Origin of the sequence: Inquilinus sp. CA228, from assembly GCF_052078665.1 — a bacterium.
Classification (GTDB): domain Bacteria; phylum Pseudomonadota; class Alphaproteobacteria; order DSM-16000; family Inquilinaceae; genus Inquilinus.
Window position 1 is genome coordinate 1 of the sequence record NZ_JBQJIK010000122.1, and the last position, 15449, is coordinate 15449.

The 15449-nt window shown below is 69.9% G+C and carries 18 protein-coding genes; 11 read left to right on the forward strand and 7 right to left on the reverse strand.

Annotated features, from left to right (window positions below; all coding sequences use genetic code 11):
• The first annotated feature begins 278 nt into the window (after window positions 1-278).
• Window positions 279-1268 (forward strand): aldo/keto reductase, encoded by a 990-nt coding sequence (locus ACTOWL_RS35785; RefSeq protein ID WP_441326081.1) that lies wholly within the window; start codon window positions 279-281, stop codon window positions 1266-1268.
• 142 nt (window positions 1269-1410) lie between these two features.
• On the opposite strand, the gene ACTOWL_RS35790 is transcribed toward ACTOWL_RS35785, so the two are convergent.
• On the reverse strand, window positions 1411-1812 hold the full coding sequence (locus ACTOWL_RS35790; protein ID WP_441326082.1) for a winged helix-turn-helix transcriptional regulator: 402 nt from the start codon (window positions 1810-1812) through the stop codon (window positions 1411-1413).
• 89 nt (window positions 1813-1901) lie between these two features.
• Here ACTOWL_RS35790 and ACTOWL_RS35795 point away from each other — a divergent pair, with 89 nt between their 5' ends.
• Both ACTOWL_RS35795 and ACTOWL_RS35800 read left to right on the forward strand, forming a co-directional pair.
• Complete coding sequence (locus ACTOWL_RS35795) at window positions 1902-2546, forward strand: flavodoxin family protein (protein WP_441326083.1); 645 nt, start codon at window positions 1902-1904, stop codon at window positions 2544-2546.
• Window positions 2547-2637: 91 nt separating this feature from the next.
• Entirely contained in the window at window positions 2638-3849 is a 1212-nt protein-coding gene (locus ACTOWL_RS35800; RefSeq protein ID WP_441326084.1) for a lytic murein transglycosylase, read from the forward strand.
• 26 nt (window positions 3850-3875) lie between these two features.
• Here the strand turns inward: ACTOWL_RS35800 and ACTOWL_RS35805 are convergent, their stop codons facing one another.
• Window positions 3876-4187, reverse strand: coding sequence for a DUF736 domain-containing protein (locus ACTOWL_RS35805; protein WP_441326085.1), 312 nt, complete (start codon window positions 4185-4187; stop codon window positions 3876-3878).
• A 376-nt stretch (window positions 4188-4563) separates the two neighbouring features.
• Between ACTOWL_RS35805 and ACTOWL_RS35810 the strand changes: the two genes are divergently transcribed.
• From ACTOWL_RS35810 to ACTOWL_RS35820, 3 genes are read left to right on the forward strand one after another with little or no spacing between them, the layout of a single operon-like run.
• Window positions 4564-5208, forward strand: a complete 645-nt coding sequence (locus ACTOWL_RS35810) for a response regulator transcription factor (RefSeq protein WP_441326086.1) — start codon at window positions 4564-4566, stop codon at window positions 5206-5208.
• Window positions 5209-5257: 49 nt separating this feature from the next.
• Window positions 5258-5815 carry a hypothetical protein gene (locus ACTOWL_RS35815; RefSeq protein WP_441326087.1) on the forward strand — a complete coding sequence of 186 codons (558 nt, stop codon included), beginning with the start codon at window positions 5258-5260 and terminating at the stop codon, window positions 5813-5815.
• Window positions 5812-7095, forward strand: a complete 1284-nt coding sequence (locus tag ACTOWL_RS35820; RefSeq protein ID WP_441326088.1) for a sensor histidine kinase — start codon at window positions 5812-5814, stop codon at window positions 7093-7095. The genes ACTOWL_RS35815 and ACTOWL_RS35820 overlap by 4 nt, the downstream gene beginning before the upstream one ends.
• On the opposite strand, the gene ACTOWL_RS35825 is transcribed toward ACTOWL_RS35820, so the two are convergent.
• The 3 genes from ACTOWL_RS35825 to ACTOWL_RS35835 form a co-directional block, all read right to left on the reverse strand.
• Window positions 7087-7644 (reverse strand): GNAT family N-acetyltransferase, encoded by a 558-nt coding sequence (locus ACTOWL_RS35825; RefSeq protein WP_441326089.1) that lies wholly within the window; start codon window positions 7642-7644, stop codon window positions 7087-7089. The two genes, ACTOWL_RS35820 and ACTOWL_RS35825, sit on opposite strands and share 9 nt — an antisense overlap.
• 77 nt (window positions 7645-7721) lie before the next feature.
• Window positions 7722-8816, reverse strand: coding sequence for an ABC transporter ATP-binding protein (locus ACTOWL_RS35830; protein ID WP_441326090.1), 1095 nt, complete (start codon window positions 8814-8816; stop codon window positions 7722-7724).
• A gap of 32 nt (window positions 8817-8848) precedes the next feature.
• The gene (locus ACTOWL_RS35835; protein WP_441326091.1) at window positions 8849-9994 is read right to left on the reverse strand and encodes a trans-sulfuration enzyme family protein; all 1146 of its coding nucleotides are present in this window, start codon (window positions 9992-9994) and stop codon (window positions 8849-8851) included.
• 90 nt (window positions 9995-10084) lie between these two features.
• Here ACTOWL_RS35835 and ACTOWL_RS35840 point away from each other — a divergent pair, with 90 nt between their 5' ends.
• The 5 genes from ACTOWL_RS35840 to cysW all read left to right on the forward strand — a co-directional run bounded on the left by ACTOWL_RS35840 (window position 10085) and on the right by cysW (window position 14353).
• Entirely contained in the window at window positions 10085-10282 is a 198-nt protein-coding gene (locus ACTOWL_RS35840) for a DUF3553 domain-containing protein (protein WP_441326092.1), read from the forward strand.
• A gap of 224 nt (window positions 10283-10506) precedes the next feature.
• Entirely contained in the window at window positions 10507-11571 is a 1065-nt protein-coding gene (locus ACTOWL_RS35845) for a sulfate/molybdate ABC transporter ATP-binding protein (protein ID WP_441326093.1), read from the forward strand.
• A 17-nt stretch (window positions 11572-11588) separates the two neighbouring features.
• Window positions 11589-12581, forward strand: coding sequence for a sulfate ABC transporter substrate-binding protein (locus ACTOWL_RS35850; RefSeq protein ID WP_441326094.1), 993 nt, complete (start codon window positions 11589-11591; stop codon window positions 12579-12581).
• A gap of 13 nt (window positions 12582-12594) precedes the next feature.
• Window positions 12595-13449 (forward strand): sulfate ABC transporter permease subunit CysT, encoded by an 855-nt coding sequence (gene cysT, locus ACTOWL_RS35855; protein ID WP_441326095.1) that lies wholly within the window; start codon window positions 12595-12597, stop codon window positions 13447-13449.
• Window positions 13433-14353 carry a sulfate ABC transporter permease subunit CysW gene (cysW, locus tag ACTOWL_RS35860; protein WP_441326096.1) on the forward strand — a complete coding sequence of 307 codons (921 nt, stop codon included), beginning with the start codon at window positions 13433-13435 and terminating at the stop codon, window positions 14351-14353. The genes cysT and cysW overlap by 17 nt, the downstream gene beginning before the upstream one ends.
• Before the next feature lie 16 nt (window positions 14354-14369).
• Here cysW and ACTOWL_RS35865 read toward each other — a convergent pair whose 3' ends face one another.
• Both ACTOWL_RS35865 and ACTOWL_RS35870 read right to left on the reverse strand, forming a co-directional pair.
• Window positions 14370-14669 (reverse strand): putative quinol monooxygenase, encoded by a 300-nt coding sequence (locus tag ACTOWL_RS35865; protein WP_441326097.1) that lies wholly within the window; start codon window positions 14667-14669, stop codon window positions 14370-14372.
• Between the two features lie 61 nt (window positions 14670-14730).
• On the reverse strand, window positions 14731-15222 hold the full coding sequence (locus tag ACTOWL_RS35870) for a RidA family protein (RefSeq protein ID WP_441326098.1): 492 nt from the start codon (window positions 15220-15222) through the stop codon (window positions 14731-14733).
• Between the last annotated feature and the right edge of the window lie 227 nt (window positions 15223-15449).

A 15449-nucleotide genomic window follows, 5' to 3' on the forward strand; every position in this document is an offset into this window, starting at 1 on the left:
TGGCGGGAGAGGTCGGGCGTCCGTAGGACGACCGGGTGAGGGCGGGCCTAGGCCTCGACGAAATCCCCTCACCCGGAGCCGCTTCGCGTCTCCGACCTCTCCCGCAAGAGGCAACGCAAAGAGCATGCGCCTTTACCTTGGACCTCCGGCGGACTTGGCGTTCAGCCGTCCGGGAGTCACACTGGCCCCGAACGGCCCGCCCGCGCCGGCACCCCCGGCCCTCCTCGCCGCGGCCGCTCCCACAGAACGCAGAACGGCCTGATCGGAAGGACGGACCCATGACAACGGCTCCCAGCATCGCGCATCGCCGGCTCGGCGGCCTCTCAGTCTCCGCCATCGGGCTCGGCCTGATGCCGCTCTCGGGCGTCTATGGCGCCGCCGACGACGCGGCCTCGGAGGATCTGATCCGCCGCGCCATCGACCTCGGCGTCGACCATCTCGACAGCGCCGACATGTATGGCTGGGGCCACAATGAGGAGCTGCTGGGCCGCGCCCTGAAGGGCCGGCGCGACCGCGTCGTTCTGGTCACCAAATTCGGCCAGACCCGGCGCGAGGGCGGCCCGAACGGAGTCGACGGCCGGCCCGACTACGTGGTCCAGGCCTGCGAGGCCAGCCTGCGGCGCCTGGGGGTCGACACCATCGACCTGTACTACCAGCACCGGGTCGACCCGGCAGTGCCGATCGAGGACACGGTCGGCGCCATGGCCCGGCTGGTCGAGCAGGGCAAGGTCCGCCATCTCGGCCTGTCCGAGGCCGGGGTGGAGACCATCCGCCGGGCCCATGCCGTCCACCCGATCGCCGCGGTGCAGACCGAATACTCGTTGCTGTATCGCGCCGAGGCGGAGGCGACGCGGCAGGTCACCCGGTCGCTCGGCATCGGCTTCGTCGGCTATTCCCCGCTCGGCCGCGGCTTCCTGGCCGGCGCGATCCAGGACATCTCCCAGATCGACGGCCGCCGGGCGGCGCATCCGCGCTTCCAGCCCGAGAACTTCGCCCACAACCGCGGGCTGGTCGACCGGTTCGAGGCGCTGGCAGCGGAAAAGGGCTGCAAGCCGTCGCATCTCGCTTTGGCCTGGCTGCTGGCCCAGGGCGATGACGTGGTGGCGATCCCCGGCACCCGGTCGATCGCGCGGCTGGAGGAGAATCTCGGCGCCCTGCAGGTGACGCTGACGGCGGAGGACCTGGCCCGGCTGGACGCCGCCATCCCGACCGGCGCCGCGGCCGGCACGCGCTATCCGGCCGCCGGGATGAAATCGGTCCAGGTCTGAGGTTCACACCGGGGTCCAAACTCTAGATCCGTCATGGCGAGCCCCGAAGGGGCGTGGCCATCCAGCGGCACCACTCACTGGATGGCCACGTCGCTTCGCTCCTCGCCATGACGAGGAAGGGGGACGAACGCCGATCTCAACGTCACTCCTCCCCCTCCCGGGCGTCGAACGCCTCCCGCGCCGCGTCGAGGGCGGGGAAGTTGTGCCCGGCCCAGCGGTCCAGGGCCGTCAGGGTCTCGCTCAGGGATTCGCCGAGCGGGCTGAGCCGGTATTCGACGCAGGGCCGGGCGGTGTGGAAGTCCTGGCGCAGCACGAGGCCGTTGCGCTCCAGGTCGCGCAGGGTCTGGGTCAGCATCTTCTGCGAGATGCCGCCGATCCGGCACAGCAGCTCGGCGTTGCGGGTCGGCCCGTCGCCCAGGGCCGAGAGGATCAGCACCGACCATTTCGATGCGACCAACTCCAGCGCGTGACGGGCCGAGCAGGTCTCGTCGAAGACATCGGGCGCGGAAGCCAGGGCGGGTTCGGGCCGGTCCGGAGGCGCCATGGTTACCTCGAGGTGCGTAATTGCGGGCCGCGGGCCCATTCCCGATACATGGACTCGTATCGCGGATTGCAAGCCCTGTGAGGAGACGTATGAAGGCCCTGATCCTCAGCTCCAGCCCCCGGCGCGAGGGGAACTCCGCCGCCCTGGCCGGCGCGGTCGCGGCCGGGCTGGCCGAAGCCGGCCATGCCGCCGAGACGGTCCATCTGGCCGACGCCATCGGCGGCTTCCTGCGCGACTGCCGGCAGTGCCGGCGGCCGGACGGCAGCTGCGCCATCGACGACGGGTACCGGCCGCTGTTCCTCGACCGCTTCCTCACCGCCGACGGGGTGGTCGTGGCCACGCCGATCTACTGGTACGGCATGTCGGCCCAGCTCAAGGCGTTCTTCGACCGGATGTTCTGCTACGTCGCCGCCTCCTACCCCGAATCCGAGACGGTGAAGGCGCGGATGACCGGCAAGCGGATCGGCCTCGTGCTCAGCTCCGAGGAGGCCTATCCCGCGGTCGCCGCCGCGATCGTGCATCAGGTCCAGGAATACAGTCGCTACACCCGGTCGCGATTCGTCGGGGTGGCGCATGGCTACGGCAATGCCCGGGGCGAGGTGCGGCGCGACCCGCTGGACCCGCTGGCCGAGGCCCGCCGGCTCGGGCGCGGCTTGTTCGACCGCTACGCCTCGGACTACCGGATCGACACCGACCGCCCCGGCCGCGTCTGGCCGGCGGCGGAAATGGCCTGAGCCCGGAGCCGCGGGTTGTCGCGGCCGCCCGGATGGGACAGGATCGCGCCGCGCCGCACCGAGGCGCGGGTTCCATCGCGTGGAGGAAGGGATGACGTCTCGCCTGTTCGGATCCGGCCGGAATGTCGGGGCGGCGCTGTTCGGCCTCCTGCCGCTTCTGGCCGCCGGCCCGGCCCTGGCCGATTTCGGCTCCTGCGTCTCTGGCCTGGCCGAGTCCGCGGTGAAGGCCGGGGTCGACCGCGACGTCACCGCCCGCGCCTTCGACGGGCTGACCCAGCCGGACGACAAGGTGCTGCGCTTCCTGCAGACCCAGCCGGAGTTCGTGACGCCGATCTGGGACTATCTGGCCTTCCTGGTCGACGACCAGCGCATCGCCGACGGCCGGGCGATGATGTCGAAATACGGCCGCGTGCTGCAGCAGGCGGAGCAGCGCTACGGCATCGACCGCACCGTGATCGTCGCGGTCTGGGGCGTCGAGAGCGACTACGGCAAGGAGCGCGGCAACTACTTCCTGCCGCACGCCTTGGCCACGCTGGTCTGCGCCGGCGAACGGCGCACCGATTTCTGGCGCGGCGAGCTGATGGCGGCGCTGAAGCTGGTCAGCGCCGGCGACCTGCGGCTGGACGAGCTCTACGGCTCCTGGGCCGGCGCCTTCGGCCAGACCCAGTTCATCCCCTCGACCTATCAGCGCCTGGCGGTCGATTTCGACGGCGACGGGCGGCGCGACCTGGTCAATTCGATCGCCGACGCGCTCGGCTCCACCGCCAACTACCTGAAGCGCGCCGGCTGGCAGCAGGGCCAGCCCTGGATGATCGAGGTCAAGGTCCCGGCCGGCTACAACGGCCCGACCGGGCGCAAGGACAAGGACCCGCTGTCGGCCTGGGCCCAGCGCGGCGTCGTCCGGGCCGACGGCGCGCCGCTGTCCGGCAACGCCCAGGCCGGCCTCTTGCTGCCGGCCGGGCCGCGGGGGCCGGGCTTCCTGGTGTTCCGCAACTTCGACGCGATCTATTCCTACAACGCCGCGGAATCCTACGCGCTCGCCATCTCCCACCTCGCCGACCGGCTGGCCGGCGGGCCGGCGCTGCGCACGCCATGGCCGACCGATGATCCCGGCCTGTCGCGGGCGCAGCGGCTGGGGCTGCAGCAGCTACTGCTGGCCCAGGGCTACGACATCGGCGGCCAGGCGGACGGCAAGATCGGCCCGGCCACCCGCGCCGCGATCTCGGCGGCCGAGCAGCGCCTCGGCATGCCCCAGACCGGCCGGGCCGGGCTCAAGGTGTATCGCGCATTGGGTGGGCAATAGCCCGGGAGGGCGCCAGGGCCGGCTCCTCAGTGCGACCAATAGAGGTCGAAGCGGTCGTCGTCCTGGTCCGACTGGCACAGCGTCGCATGGATCGGCCGGGAGACGTGCGGATCGTGGATCTGCACGTTGTAGGACACCGGCGGCTCCTCTCGCCGGCAGGCCCAGGCGCCGCCGATCTGGTTCTCGCCCGAATAGATCAGGAGGTCGGGCGCCTTCGGGCTGTCCGCGGCCTGCGGGTTCGGAACCAGCCGGATCCGGTCCTGGAACAGCAGCGTCTTGACCGGCCCCTCGATGACATCGCGGTTGCGGTACAGCGTGCCGATGCCGATCGTGGTCATGGCCGATCCCCAGTGGCAGAGCCGCGCGCCCGGCCGGTCCGGACGACCGCCCTCGCAGTGACCGGTGCCCGATGCCCGCCGCGCTGTGACAGACTTAAGACTCCGTCAAGGAACTCCGCCAACGCACCAAGGTTCCAGTTGACAAAAGATCTGACGTTTTTTAGTAAATTTTCCATCCGCGCGGCACTTCCACAAACGATAGACATGCGGAATCACGACCGTGATCAAGCCATCACTTCAGTCCTGATTCCGACCCTGAAGAAAGGGGGGGACGCCCCCCTTTTTCAACGCGACATTTCAGCCGAAACCTGATCCTGGTGCGAACCGGGCAGCGGGACTAGGATTCCCGGTCGCTCCCATCCTGGAAGACGCTGCCATGACGGTTGGTGAACAGACGTCCCGCGCCCTGGTGATCGAGGACCAGGATCTGATGCGCCTCGCCTTGATCAGTGAGCTGAAGGCCGCGCTGCGGGACTGCATCGTGCAGGGCGCCGCGACCTGGGAGATCGCCTCCGGCCTGCTGCGCGAGCACAGCTTCGACCTGGTGATCATCGATCCGGGCCTGCCCGGCTTCGACCCGACCTCGCCGCAGCACCGGCTCGCCGTGGTCAAGGCGGTGGTCGACGCCTCGCCCGATGCGCTGCACATCGTCGTCACCGGATCGGATTCGGTCGAGGAGGGCGAGGCGTGCCGGATGCTCGGGGCCAATGCCTATGTCGGCAAGACCGGCCTCGACCGGGACACGCTCTCCAGCATCATCGACAAGATCTCGGACACCCGGTTCTCGCTGTCGCTGTCCGCGGTCAAGGCGGTGACGCCGGAGTTCTACTATTCCGGCCTGACGCCCCGGGAGCAGGAGATCATCGATTTCATGCGGAGCCGGGCGAAGGGGGTCAAGCGCAAGGAGATCTACGAGAAGATGGGCGATCGGTTCGGCATCGACCCCTATACGGTGGAGAAGTACTACAAGCAGGCCCGCGCCAAGCTGCTGAAGAACGGGCTGTTCCCGAAAGGCGCCTGAGGATGACCGCCGCGCCCGATCCCTGTCTTTCCCCCGTCCGGGCCGGCTGATGCTCCATCTTCTCCGCATGGCGCTGACCGCCGCCGCCATGCTGGCCATCGCCGGCGGCGCGGCCGCCGCCCCGGTCGGCTACGAGGATCCCCACATCCTTCGGGTCGAAAGCTCTCCGGGCCAGGCGATCGCCACCTATACGCCGGACCAGATCCGGACCGCCTTCCCGCAACGGGAGATCGACACCGGCACGCCGTGGAGCGAGGCCGGCGAGACCATCCGCTACCGCGGCCCGGACCTCAAGGACGTCCTGGCCCGGAGCGGGCTGGGCGAGGCCGCCACCATCGAGGTGTTCGCCTACGACGATTTCATCACCACCATCCGGATGGACGAGATCCAGGACTACGAGCCGATCCTCGCCGTCGAACGGGCCTGCTCCGCGGCGGACCACAAGACCGCCCGGTGCGCCGACGGCCAGGAGTTCCGGCCGCTCGACCTGGCGGATTCCGGGCCCTATTCGATCATCTGGCCGCTCGACAAGCTGCCCAAATCCTACACGGCCGGACGCAACGCGATCTGGGTCTGGTTCGTCGTCGCCCTGCGTCCCGGCTCATGAAGGCGCTGCGGCGGTGGCTGGACTTCGTGCCCTATCTCGGGCTGGCCGTCGCCATCCTGCTGGGGTCCTGGTCGTTCATGCGGTCCGAGCATTACCGCGAGGAGACCGACATCCTCCTGATGCAGTCCTACGAGGTGCAATGGCGGGGCTCGCAGATCCGGGAAAGGCTGGCCAACATCGTCGGGCTGCTGCGCCTGTCGATGGCCACCGGGGACCGTGAACCGCAGCTGGCGCAGGAGGTCGGGCTGCTGCAGTTCAACATGGTGGCGCTGCGCAACCTGCAATATATCGACCACTTCCTGGACCCGCAGGATTTCGCCCGGATCGACCGCAGCATCCAGACCATCCGGACCCGGATCCTGCCGAATCTGAGCGCGGCGGCGAACGACCAGGACACGCTGTCCCTGCTGATCGACATCCAGCAGGACATGTTCCAGGTCTCGGGCACCACGGGCGCCCACAGCCGCACCCTGAACGAGACCGCGCATATCGCCGAGAACGCGCTGCGCAATGTGGCCATCTTCGTGCTGGCGCTGTCGGCGGTCATCGTGGTCGGGGTGATCATCCACCAGCAATCGATGATGGCGCGGCGCAAGGACCAGCAGATCCGCTCCTTCTCGTCGCTGTTCGCGCATATGACGCGGTCGCGGGTCGCGGCGCTGGCGCTGTTCATCAAGGGCCTGCGCGACGGCGAGGCCCCCGACCCCGAGATGGTCGCCGCCGCCGCGCGGGCCGCGGCCGAGCTGGACAGCATCAACAACGGCCTGGTGAAGATCGGCTATTCGGCGAAGCCGACCCGGAACGTCGCGCTGCAGAGCATCCTCGACGCCCTGTCGCAGGATCACGACGGGCGGATCCAGTTCGACGTCCCCGAGGAGGCGCGGACGGCGCTGGTGGCGTCGCCACAGTTCCACCTGATCCTGGACGAGCTGATCCGCAATGCGGAGCACGCCGTGGCCGCGGCGGGGAAGCCGGAGTCCCGGGTCGTCCTCCGCGCCCGCCTGACCCGGCGCTTCCCGTTCGGGCGCCGCCTGGTGCTCGAGGTGATCGACAACGGCCTCGGCATGTCCCGCGCGGTGCGCGCCAAGGCGGCGGAGCCGTTCTTCTCGATGCGGGCCGGCAGCCATGTCGGGCTCGGCCTGACCGGCTGCGCCGAGATGGTCAAGGCGCTCGGCGGCCGCTTCCGGATCGACTCGGCGGAAGGCCGCGGCACCTCGGTGCGGATCCTCTATCCGCTCCGCCGCGAGACCACCGGGCAGGCCGGCCCGGCCTCAGCCTGACAGCCGCCATTCCTCCTGCAGCATGGCGAAGATCAGCTCGTCGCCCCAGATGCCGTTGAACCGGTCGTTCTGGACCAGATGCGCCTCCTGCCGCATGCCGAGCCGCTTGAGGACGTTGACCGAGCCGGTGTTCAGCGCGTCGCAGCGGGCGAAGATGCGGTGAAAGTCGAACCGGCCGAAGCCGAGGGCCAGCACCGCCCGCGCCGCCTCGGTGGCGTAGCCGCGGCCGGCGGCCTCCGGCGCGAAGATGTAGCCCACCTCGGCCTGCCGGGCCTCCCGGCTGACCCATTTCAGCAGCACCTCGCCGAGCAGGGCGCCGCCGGCGCGGGCCGCGACCGCCAGCACCAGCTCATCGCCCTCGCCCTCGAATTTCAGCACGCCGATCCGCTCCAGCGCCGCCCGCGACTGCTCCGGCGTGCGCGGGTTGCGGTACAGGTAGCGGGCGACCTCCGGCAAGCCGTGATAGCCGTGGAACGCCTCGAAATCCTCCGGCGTGAAGCGGCGGAGAATCAGCCTCTCGGTCTCGACCGGTACGACCGGGTCCGGCATCGCGGCGTCCCTAGTGAGTCGGCGGGAATAGACCGTCCTACAACCGGAACGGCGGATCGCTCAATGATTCCCGTGAGTCAGGCGGTCAACGCCCGGCAGTCGGCGGCGGCCCAACCGACAGTCACTGCCTCGCCCGGCGCCAGGGCCGGCCGGCCGTCGGCGTTCGGCAGCTTGAGCACGAAATCGTCCCGGCCGAGCAGCGACAGCCGGGCCCGGGTGTGGTCGCCGTGGAAGATCAGCTCCTCGATCCGGGCCGGGAAGCGGTTCGGCCCGGCTTCGGCGCCGGGCGACAGGCGCACCCGCTCCGGCCGGATCGACAGGGTGGCGCGGGCGCCCTGCCCGGCCGCCCCGACCGGCGTCGCCAGCACCGAGAAGCCGCCATCGACCGCGACCGTGCACTGGCCGCCCGCCAGGGCCTCGACGGTCCCGGCCAGCTTGTTGTTCTCGCCGATGAACTGGGCGACGAAGGCGGTCTCCGGCCGGTCGTACAGGTCGTCCGGCGCCGCCAGCTGGTCGATCGCGCCGTCGTGGAACACGGCGATGCGGTCGGACATGGTCAGCGCCTCGCCCTGGTCGTGGGTGACATAGACCACGGTGACGCCGAGCGAGCGGTACAGGTGCTTGATCTCGAGCTGCATGTGCTCGCGCAGCTGCTTGTCGAGTGCGCCCAGCGGCTCGTCCATCAGCACCAGCCGCGGCTCGAACACCAGCGCCCGGGCCAGGGCCACGCGCTGCTGCTGCCCGCCGGAGAGCTGGGCCGGACGGCGGCCGCCGAAGCCGGCCAGCTTGACCATGTCGAGCGCGCGCTCGACCCGCGCCTCGGCATCCGCGCCGCCGATGCCGCGGACCTTAAGCGGAAAGGCCACGTTCTCGCGCACCGTCATGTGCGGGAACAGGGCGTAGTTCTGGAACACCATGCCGATGTCGCGGCGCCAGGGCGGCAGCGCGTCGATCGCCTTGCCCTCGAGCAGGATGCGGCCGCGGGTCGGCGTCTCGAACCCGGCCAGCATCATCAGCGTCGTGGTCTTGCCCGAGCCGGAGGGGCCGAGCAGGGTCAGGAACTCGCCCTGCCGGATGGCGAGGTCCAGCCCCCGCACCACCAGCGTCTCGCCGTCATAGGTCTTGGCCACGTCGACGAATTCGACGAAGGCCCCCGCTTCCCTGTCCGCCATGCCGCCCCTGTTCTTCGTCCGGTTGTGGTCCGTCACCCTGCCAGCGCCTGCTCCAGATCCGCGATCAGATCCTCCACTGCCTCGATGCCGATCGACAGGCGCAGCAGGTCGTCGGGCACCGTGCCGTCCTCCTTCTCGATCGTGGCGCGGTGCTCGATCAGGCTCTCGACCCCGCCCAGCGAGGTGGCGCGGATGAAGATGCGGACGCGGGAGATCGCGCGCAGGGCCGCCTCGCGGCCCCCGGCCAGGCGCAGCGACAGCATGCCGCCGAAGCCGCCCTCCATCTGCCGCGCCGCGATCGCATGGCCGGGAAAGCCCGGCAGGCCGGGGTAGCAGACCTGCGCCACCGCCGGATGGCCGTCGAAGCGCTCGGCGATGCGCTGGGCGCTGGCACTGGCGGCGCGCACCCGCACGAACAGGGTGCGCATGCCGCGCAGCAGCAGCCAGGCCTCGAACGGGCCCAGCACCGGTCCGGCCAGGAAGCGGATGCGGCCGATGCGCTGCCATAGCGGGCTGTCGGCCGCCGTCACCACCGCGCCCGCGACCACGTCGGAATGGCCGTTCAGGTATTTGGTGGCGGAGTGGACCACGAGGTCGGCGCCATGGGCGATCGGCCGGCACAGCGCCGGCGAGGCCGAGGTGTTGTCGACCGCGAGCAGCGCCCCGGCCGCATGTGCGATCGCGGCGGCGCCGGCGATGTCGGTGACCGACCAGATCGGGTTGGCCGGGGTCTCGACGAAGACCAGCTTGGTCACCCCGGGCCGAACCGCCGCGCGCAGGGCGTCGAGGTCGGTGGTGTCGACCAGGTCGCAGACGAGGCCCCAGGGGATCAGCAGCTCGCGCAGCAGCTTGCCGGTGCCGAAATACATGTCGCGTGAGCAGACGACGTGGTCGCCGGGCGCCAGCGCCTGGAACAGGGTCGCGATCGCCGCCATGCCGGAGGCGAACAGCATCGCCGCCGACCCGCCCTCCAGCCGCGCCAGCAGCGCCTCGGCCTGCAGATAGGTAGGGTTGTCGTCGCGGCTGTAGCCGCGGCCGCCGACCTGGGCGTAGGCGGCGTCGCGGGCATAGGTCGATGATGGATGGATCGGCGGCACGATCGCGCCGGTGTCGCCGCAGAGATAGCCGTCGAGGCGGGCGGCGATGGTTTCAGGACGGCAGGGCGGCCGATCGTCCATGGGAACTCCGGAGTGCCCTCCGGGTGTAACTCCCCTGACGCGGCCCTGCAATCCGTGGCAACGTGAGCGAATGGTGTCGGGAGCGTGTTGATGGCGTTCGAGAATGGGTTCGGGATCGATCTGGGGCTGGCGCCCGGCATGTGGGTGCGGCACCCGGACCAGCCCGACTGGGGTCCCGGCCAGGTGCAGTCGGTGATCGGCAACCGGATCACGGTGAATTTCGAGAACCGCGGCAAGGTGCTGATCGACGGCTCGGTGATCCAGCTGGAGCCGGCCGAGGAGGCGTAGGGCGCCGCCCCCTTCTGCCCTCCCTCCTTGTCATGCCCGGGCTTGACCCGGGCATCCAGAAGATGTCGACACCCACTGGATTGCCGGGTCAAGCCCGGCAATGACAAAATTCATTTGTTCAATCCTATGGACTTATCCATTGAATGCCGGATTTTCCGCTGGCGCGGTTTCTACGCTCCGCTATGATGGAAGCCCATTATTTACAGTAAACACAGGCAAAATTGATGCGCGTCGAGCTTCGCGGGATCGAGAAGCGGTTTCAGGAGTTCACCGCCCTGTCGGGGATCGGCCTCGACATCGAGGCGGGGCATCTCTGCGCCCTGCTCGGCCCGTCCGGCTCGGGCAAGACGACGCTGCTGCGCATCATCGCCGGGCTGGAGCATGCCGATGCCGGCAGCTTGCGGATCGGCGGCACCGACATGTCGGCGGTCGATGTCCGCGACCGCCAGGTCGGCTTCGTGTTCCAGCACTACGCCCTGTTCCGGCACATGAGCGTGCTGGACAATATCGGCTTCGGCCTGAAGGTGCGGCCGCGCCAGACCCGGCCGGAGGCGGAGGCGATCCGGGTCCGGGCCAAGGAACTGCTGGCCCTGGTGCAGCTGGAAAAATTCGGCGACCGCTATCCCGACCAGCTGTCCGGCGGCCAGCGCCAGCGCGTGGCCCTGGCCCGGGCCCTGGCGATCGAGCCGCGCATCCTGCTGCTGGACGAGCCCTTCGGCGCGCTCGACGCCCGGGTCCGCAAGGATCTGCGCCGCTGGCTGCGCGAGCTGCACCAGACGCTGAAGCTGACCACCGTCTTCGTCACCCACGACCAGGAGGAGGCGCTGGAGCTGGCCGACCAGGTGGTGGTGATGGACCATGGCCGGGTCGAGCAGATCGGCAGCCCCACCGAGGTCTATGAGCGGCCGGCCACGCCCTTCGTCTACGAGTTCCTCGGCCAGGCCGTGCGCCTGCCCTGCCGCATCGGCCCGGACCGGGTCGATGTCGAGGGCGCGGTGCTGCCGCGGCCCGCGGGCTATGCCGGGCCGGACGGCGCCGGCGAGATCTTCGTCCGCCCGCACGACCTGGTGCCGCAGGAGGCGCGCAGCGACGCCTTCCCGATCGCGATCCGCAGCGTCAACGTCGTCGGCCCGCTGGTGCGGGTCGAGGCGGTGACCCAGCGCGGCGCCATCCCGCTGGACCTGGAATGGCATCGGCGCCAACTGGCGGCCCGCCTGCCCGCCGCGGGCGAGACGCTACAGGTCGGCGCCAGCCATTTCGGCCTGTTCCCGGCGCGCCAGGCCGCCTGAGCATTCTGGAGATTTCGATGAAGCGTTCCTTCCTGGCGCTGGCGCTGGCCGCCGGCCTGCTGAGCGGTGGGGTGGCCGAGGCCCAGACCACCATCCTCAACGCCTCCTTCGATGTCGGCCGCGAGCTCTTCGTCGACATCAACCCGGCTTTCCAGGCCTATTGGAAGGGCAAGTCGGGCCAGGATGTGACGGTCGAGCAGTCGCATGCCGGCACCTCGAAGCAGGCGCGGTCGATCCTGGAGGGGCTGCCGGCCGATGTCGTCACCTTCAATCAGGCGACCGACATCACGGCGCTGGAGAAGGGCGGCGCGGTCAAGCCGGGCTGGCAGTCGGCCTTCCCGAACGGCGCCTCGCCCTACTACTCCTTCCCCGCCTTCCTGGTGCGCCAGGGCAACCCGAAGGGCATCAAGGACTGGGGCGACCTGGCGCGCGACGACGTGCAGATCGTCTTCCCCAACCCGAAGACCTCGGGCAACGCCCGCTACACCTACCTGGCGGCCTATGCCTGGGCGCTGAAGGCCAATGGCGGCGACCAGGAGAAGGCCAAGGCCTTCGTCAAGACCGTGCTGTCGCATGTGCCGGTGTTCGACACCGGCGGGCGCGGCGCCACCACCACCTTCGTCGAGCGCGAGACCGGCGACGTGCTGATCACCTTCGAGGCCGAGACCCGCGGCATCCAGAAGGAGTATGGCGACCGCGGCTTCGAGGTGGTGGTGCCGCCGGCCAGCCTGAAGGCCGACTTCCCGGTGGCGGTGGTCGACAAGGTGGCCGATGCCCGCGGCACGGCCGAGGTCGCCAAGGGCTATCTCGACTTCCTGTACCAGCCGGCGGGGCAGGAGATCCTGGCCGCGCATTTCTACCGCCCGACCCTGGCCGAGGTCGCGGCCAAGCACCAGTTCCCGGCGGTGACGCTGGCCACGGTCGACGAGGTGTTCGGCGGCTGGGACAAGGTGAATGCCGAGCATTTCGTCTCCGGCGGCATCCTCGACACCGTGTTCGTGAACCAGTGAGCCGCGGCGTCCTATGACCAGCGCCGCCCTCGCCGCCCCCCGTCCCGCCCGGCGCCGGGTGCTGCCCGGCTTCCGGCTGACGCTGGGCTGCACGCTGGTCTATCTGGCGCTGATCGTCCTCCTGCCGCTGGGCGCCCTGGCGCTCAAGGCGGCCAGCCTGACGCCGGCCCAGTTCCTCGCCATCGTCACCTCGCCACGCGCCCTCGCCAGCTACGAGGTCACCCTCGGCATGGCCCTGGCGGCGACGGTGTTCAACGGCGTGGTCGGGCTGCTGCTGGCCTGGGTGCTGGTGCGCTACCGCTTCCCCGGGCGCCGGCTGCTGGACGCCATCGTCGACCTGCCCTTCGCCCTGCCGACCGCGGTGGCCGGCATCGCCCTGACCGCGCTGTTCGCCAAGAACGGCTGGTTCGGCGCGCCGCTGGCGGCGATCGGCATCCCGGTCGCCTACACCCCGCTCGGCATCGCCGTGGCGATGGCCTTCACCAGCCTGCCCTTCGTGGTGCGCAGCGTGCAGCCGGTGCTGGAGGATCTGGACGCAGGCGTCGAGGAGGCGGCCCGGACGCTGGGCGCCGGCGACTGGCCGACCCTGCGCCATGTGGTGTGGCCGGCGATCCTGCCCGCCTTCCTGGCCGGCTGCAGCCTGGCCTTCGCCCGCAGCCTGGGCGAGTTCGGCGCCGTGATCTTCATCGCCGGCAACCGGCCGATGCAGACCGAGATCGCGGCGCTGCTGGTGTACATCCGGCTCGAGGAATACGACTACGTCGCCGCCGCGGCGCTGGCGCTGACCATCCTGGCCGCCGCCTTCGTGCTGCTGCTCGCCACCAACCTGCTCCAGGCCCGGTTCCTGCGCCATGTCGATCGCCGTTGACCGCGACCCAGCCGCCCTGCCTGCGGCCAGCGTGCCCGTGACCTCGACCGCCGCCGCCGCGCGGCCGCGGCGGTCGCCCCGCATCGGCGAGGGGCGCTGGACCCGGCGCATCCTGATCGGCCTGGCCTTGCTGGCGGCCGCCCTGGTGCTGGTGGCGCCGATCGTCATCATCTTCACCCAGGCCTTTTCCGCCGGCCTCGCCGTCTTCGCCCGCAGCATCGGCCAGAGCGAGACGCTGGACGCCATCGGCCTGACCGTGACCACGGCGCTGATCGTGGTGCCGGTCAACACCGTGTTCGGCATCATGGCGGCCTGGGTGATCGCCAAGTTCCAGTTCCGCGGCCGGCGCCTGCTGACCACGCTGGTCGAGATCCCGTTCTCGGTGTCGCCGATCGTGGCCGGCGTCGTGTACCTGTTCCTGTACGGCGCCAACGGCCTGTTCGGCCCCTGGCTGCAGGACCACGGCATCCGCCTGATGTTCACGCCCGTGGCGATCGTGCTGGTCAGCCTGTTCGTCACCTCGCCCTATGTCGCGCGCGAGCTGATCCCGCTGATGCAGGCGCAGGGGCGCGACGAGGAGGAGGCGGCGGCGACGCTGGGCGCCAATGGCTGGCAGACCTTCTTCCGCGTCACCCTGCCGAACATCAAATGGGCGCTGCTGTACGGCGTGGTGCTGTGCAACGCCCGGGTGATGGGCGAGTTCGGCGCCGTCTCGGTCGTCTCCGGCCACATCCGCGGCCAGACCAACACGCTGCCGCTGCAGATCGAGCTGCTGTACAACGACTACAACGCCGTCGGCGCCTTCGCCGCCGCCTCGACCCTGGCGCTGCTGGCGCTGGTGACGCTGGCGGCCAAGGCGCTGGTCGAGCGCCACAGCCGCCGCACGGGCCGGCCGGGGCACTGACCCCGACCCGCTGCCCTCAGGCCGGCGTCAGGACGTGGATGGCTCGGCCTGCGACCAGGTCCCTGGTCCGCTCGCCATAGGCCTTCATGTGCGGGGCGGCCGAATGCGCCTTCAGCGCCTCCGGGCTCTCCCACTTCTCGACCACCACGAAGGTGTCGTCGCCGAAGCGGTCGGGGCTGCCCTCGGCATCCACCGCCGGGCCGTATTCGATGCAGCCCTGCTCGGCATGGACCTCGGGGATGATCTTCCAGAACTCCTCCAGCAGCGCGGCACGCTTGCCCGGCTTGGCGGTGATCAGGGCGATGACATGGATCACGTCGAGACTCCGTGGTTTTGTCCGATCTTATCGCCCTGATCGCACGAACCGCCAGCCTTCGCTACGGCCGCACCGCCGTCACCTCGATCTCGACCAGATAGCCGGGATTGACCAGCGCGGCGACCTGCATCGCCGAACGCGCCGGCAGGTTCGGCTGCTCCGCCGTGCCGTAGAACTGGCGGTAGCCCTCCATGAAGCCGGCGAAGTCCAGCTTGCCCTCTTTGGCCGGGTCGCCGACCAGGAAGACCTGCATCTTCACCACGTCGCCCAGGCCGAGGCCGAGGTCCTTCAGCGTCTTCTCGATCGAGGTCAGCACCGCGACCGTCTGGGCCTTGGTGTCGCCATAGGCGGCGACGGTGTTCTTGGCCGCGTTGGCATCGGCCACCGGCGGCACCGCGCCGCTGACATAGACCGTGGTCTTGCCGGCCGGCACTTCGACCACCCGGGCGATCGGGAAGTCGGAGTTCGGGATCTTGTGGCGGATCACGTCGTCCGCCGCGGCCTCGCCGGCCGTCAGCAAGGCCACCAGGCCGATCGCGGCAATCGTCTTCATCTTCGTCACTCGTTCTCTCCCCTTGGTGAGTTGGGCGTAGGTTGGGTTCGCGGACGCGAACCCAACATCGCGCAGCCCGAGCCGGTGTTGGGTTCGCAAGCGCGAACCCAACCTACGGTGTGCCGAGCATGATCGACAGCTTGGAGGTGGAAGTCCTCTGTCCAGCCTGATGGCGGTGAAGGACTAGCGAAGCGCAAGGGCGTCGCCGTGAGGCGGGGTCTGAAGGA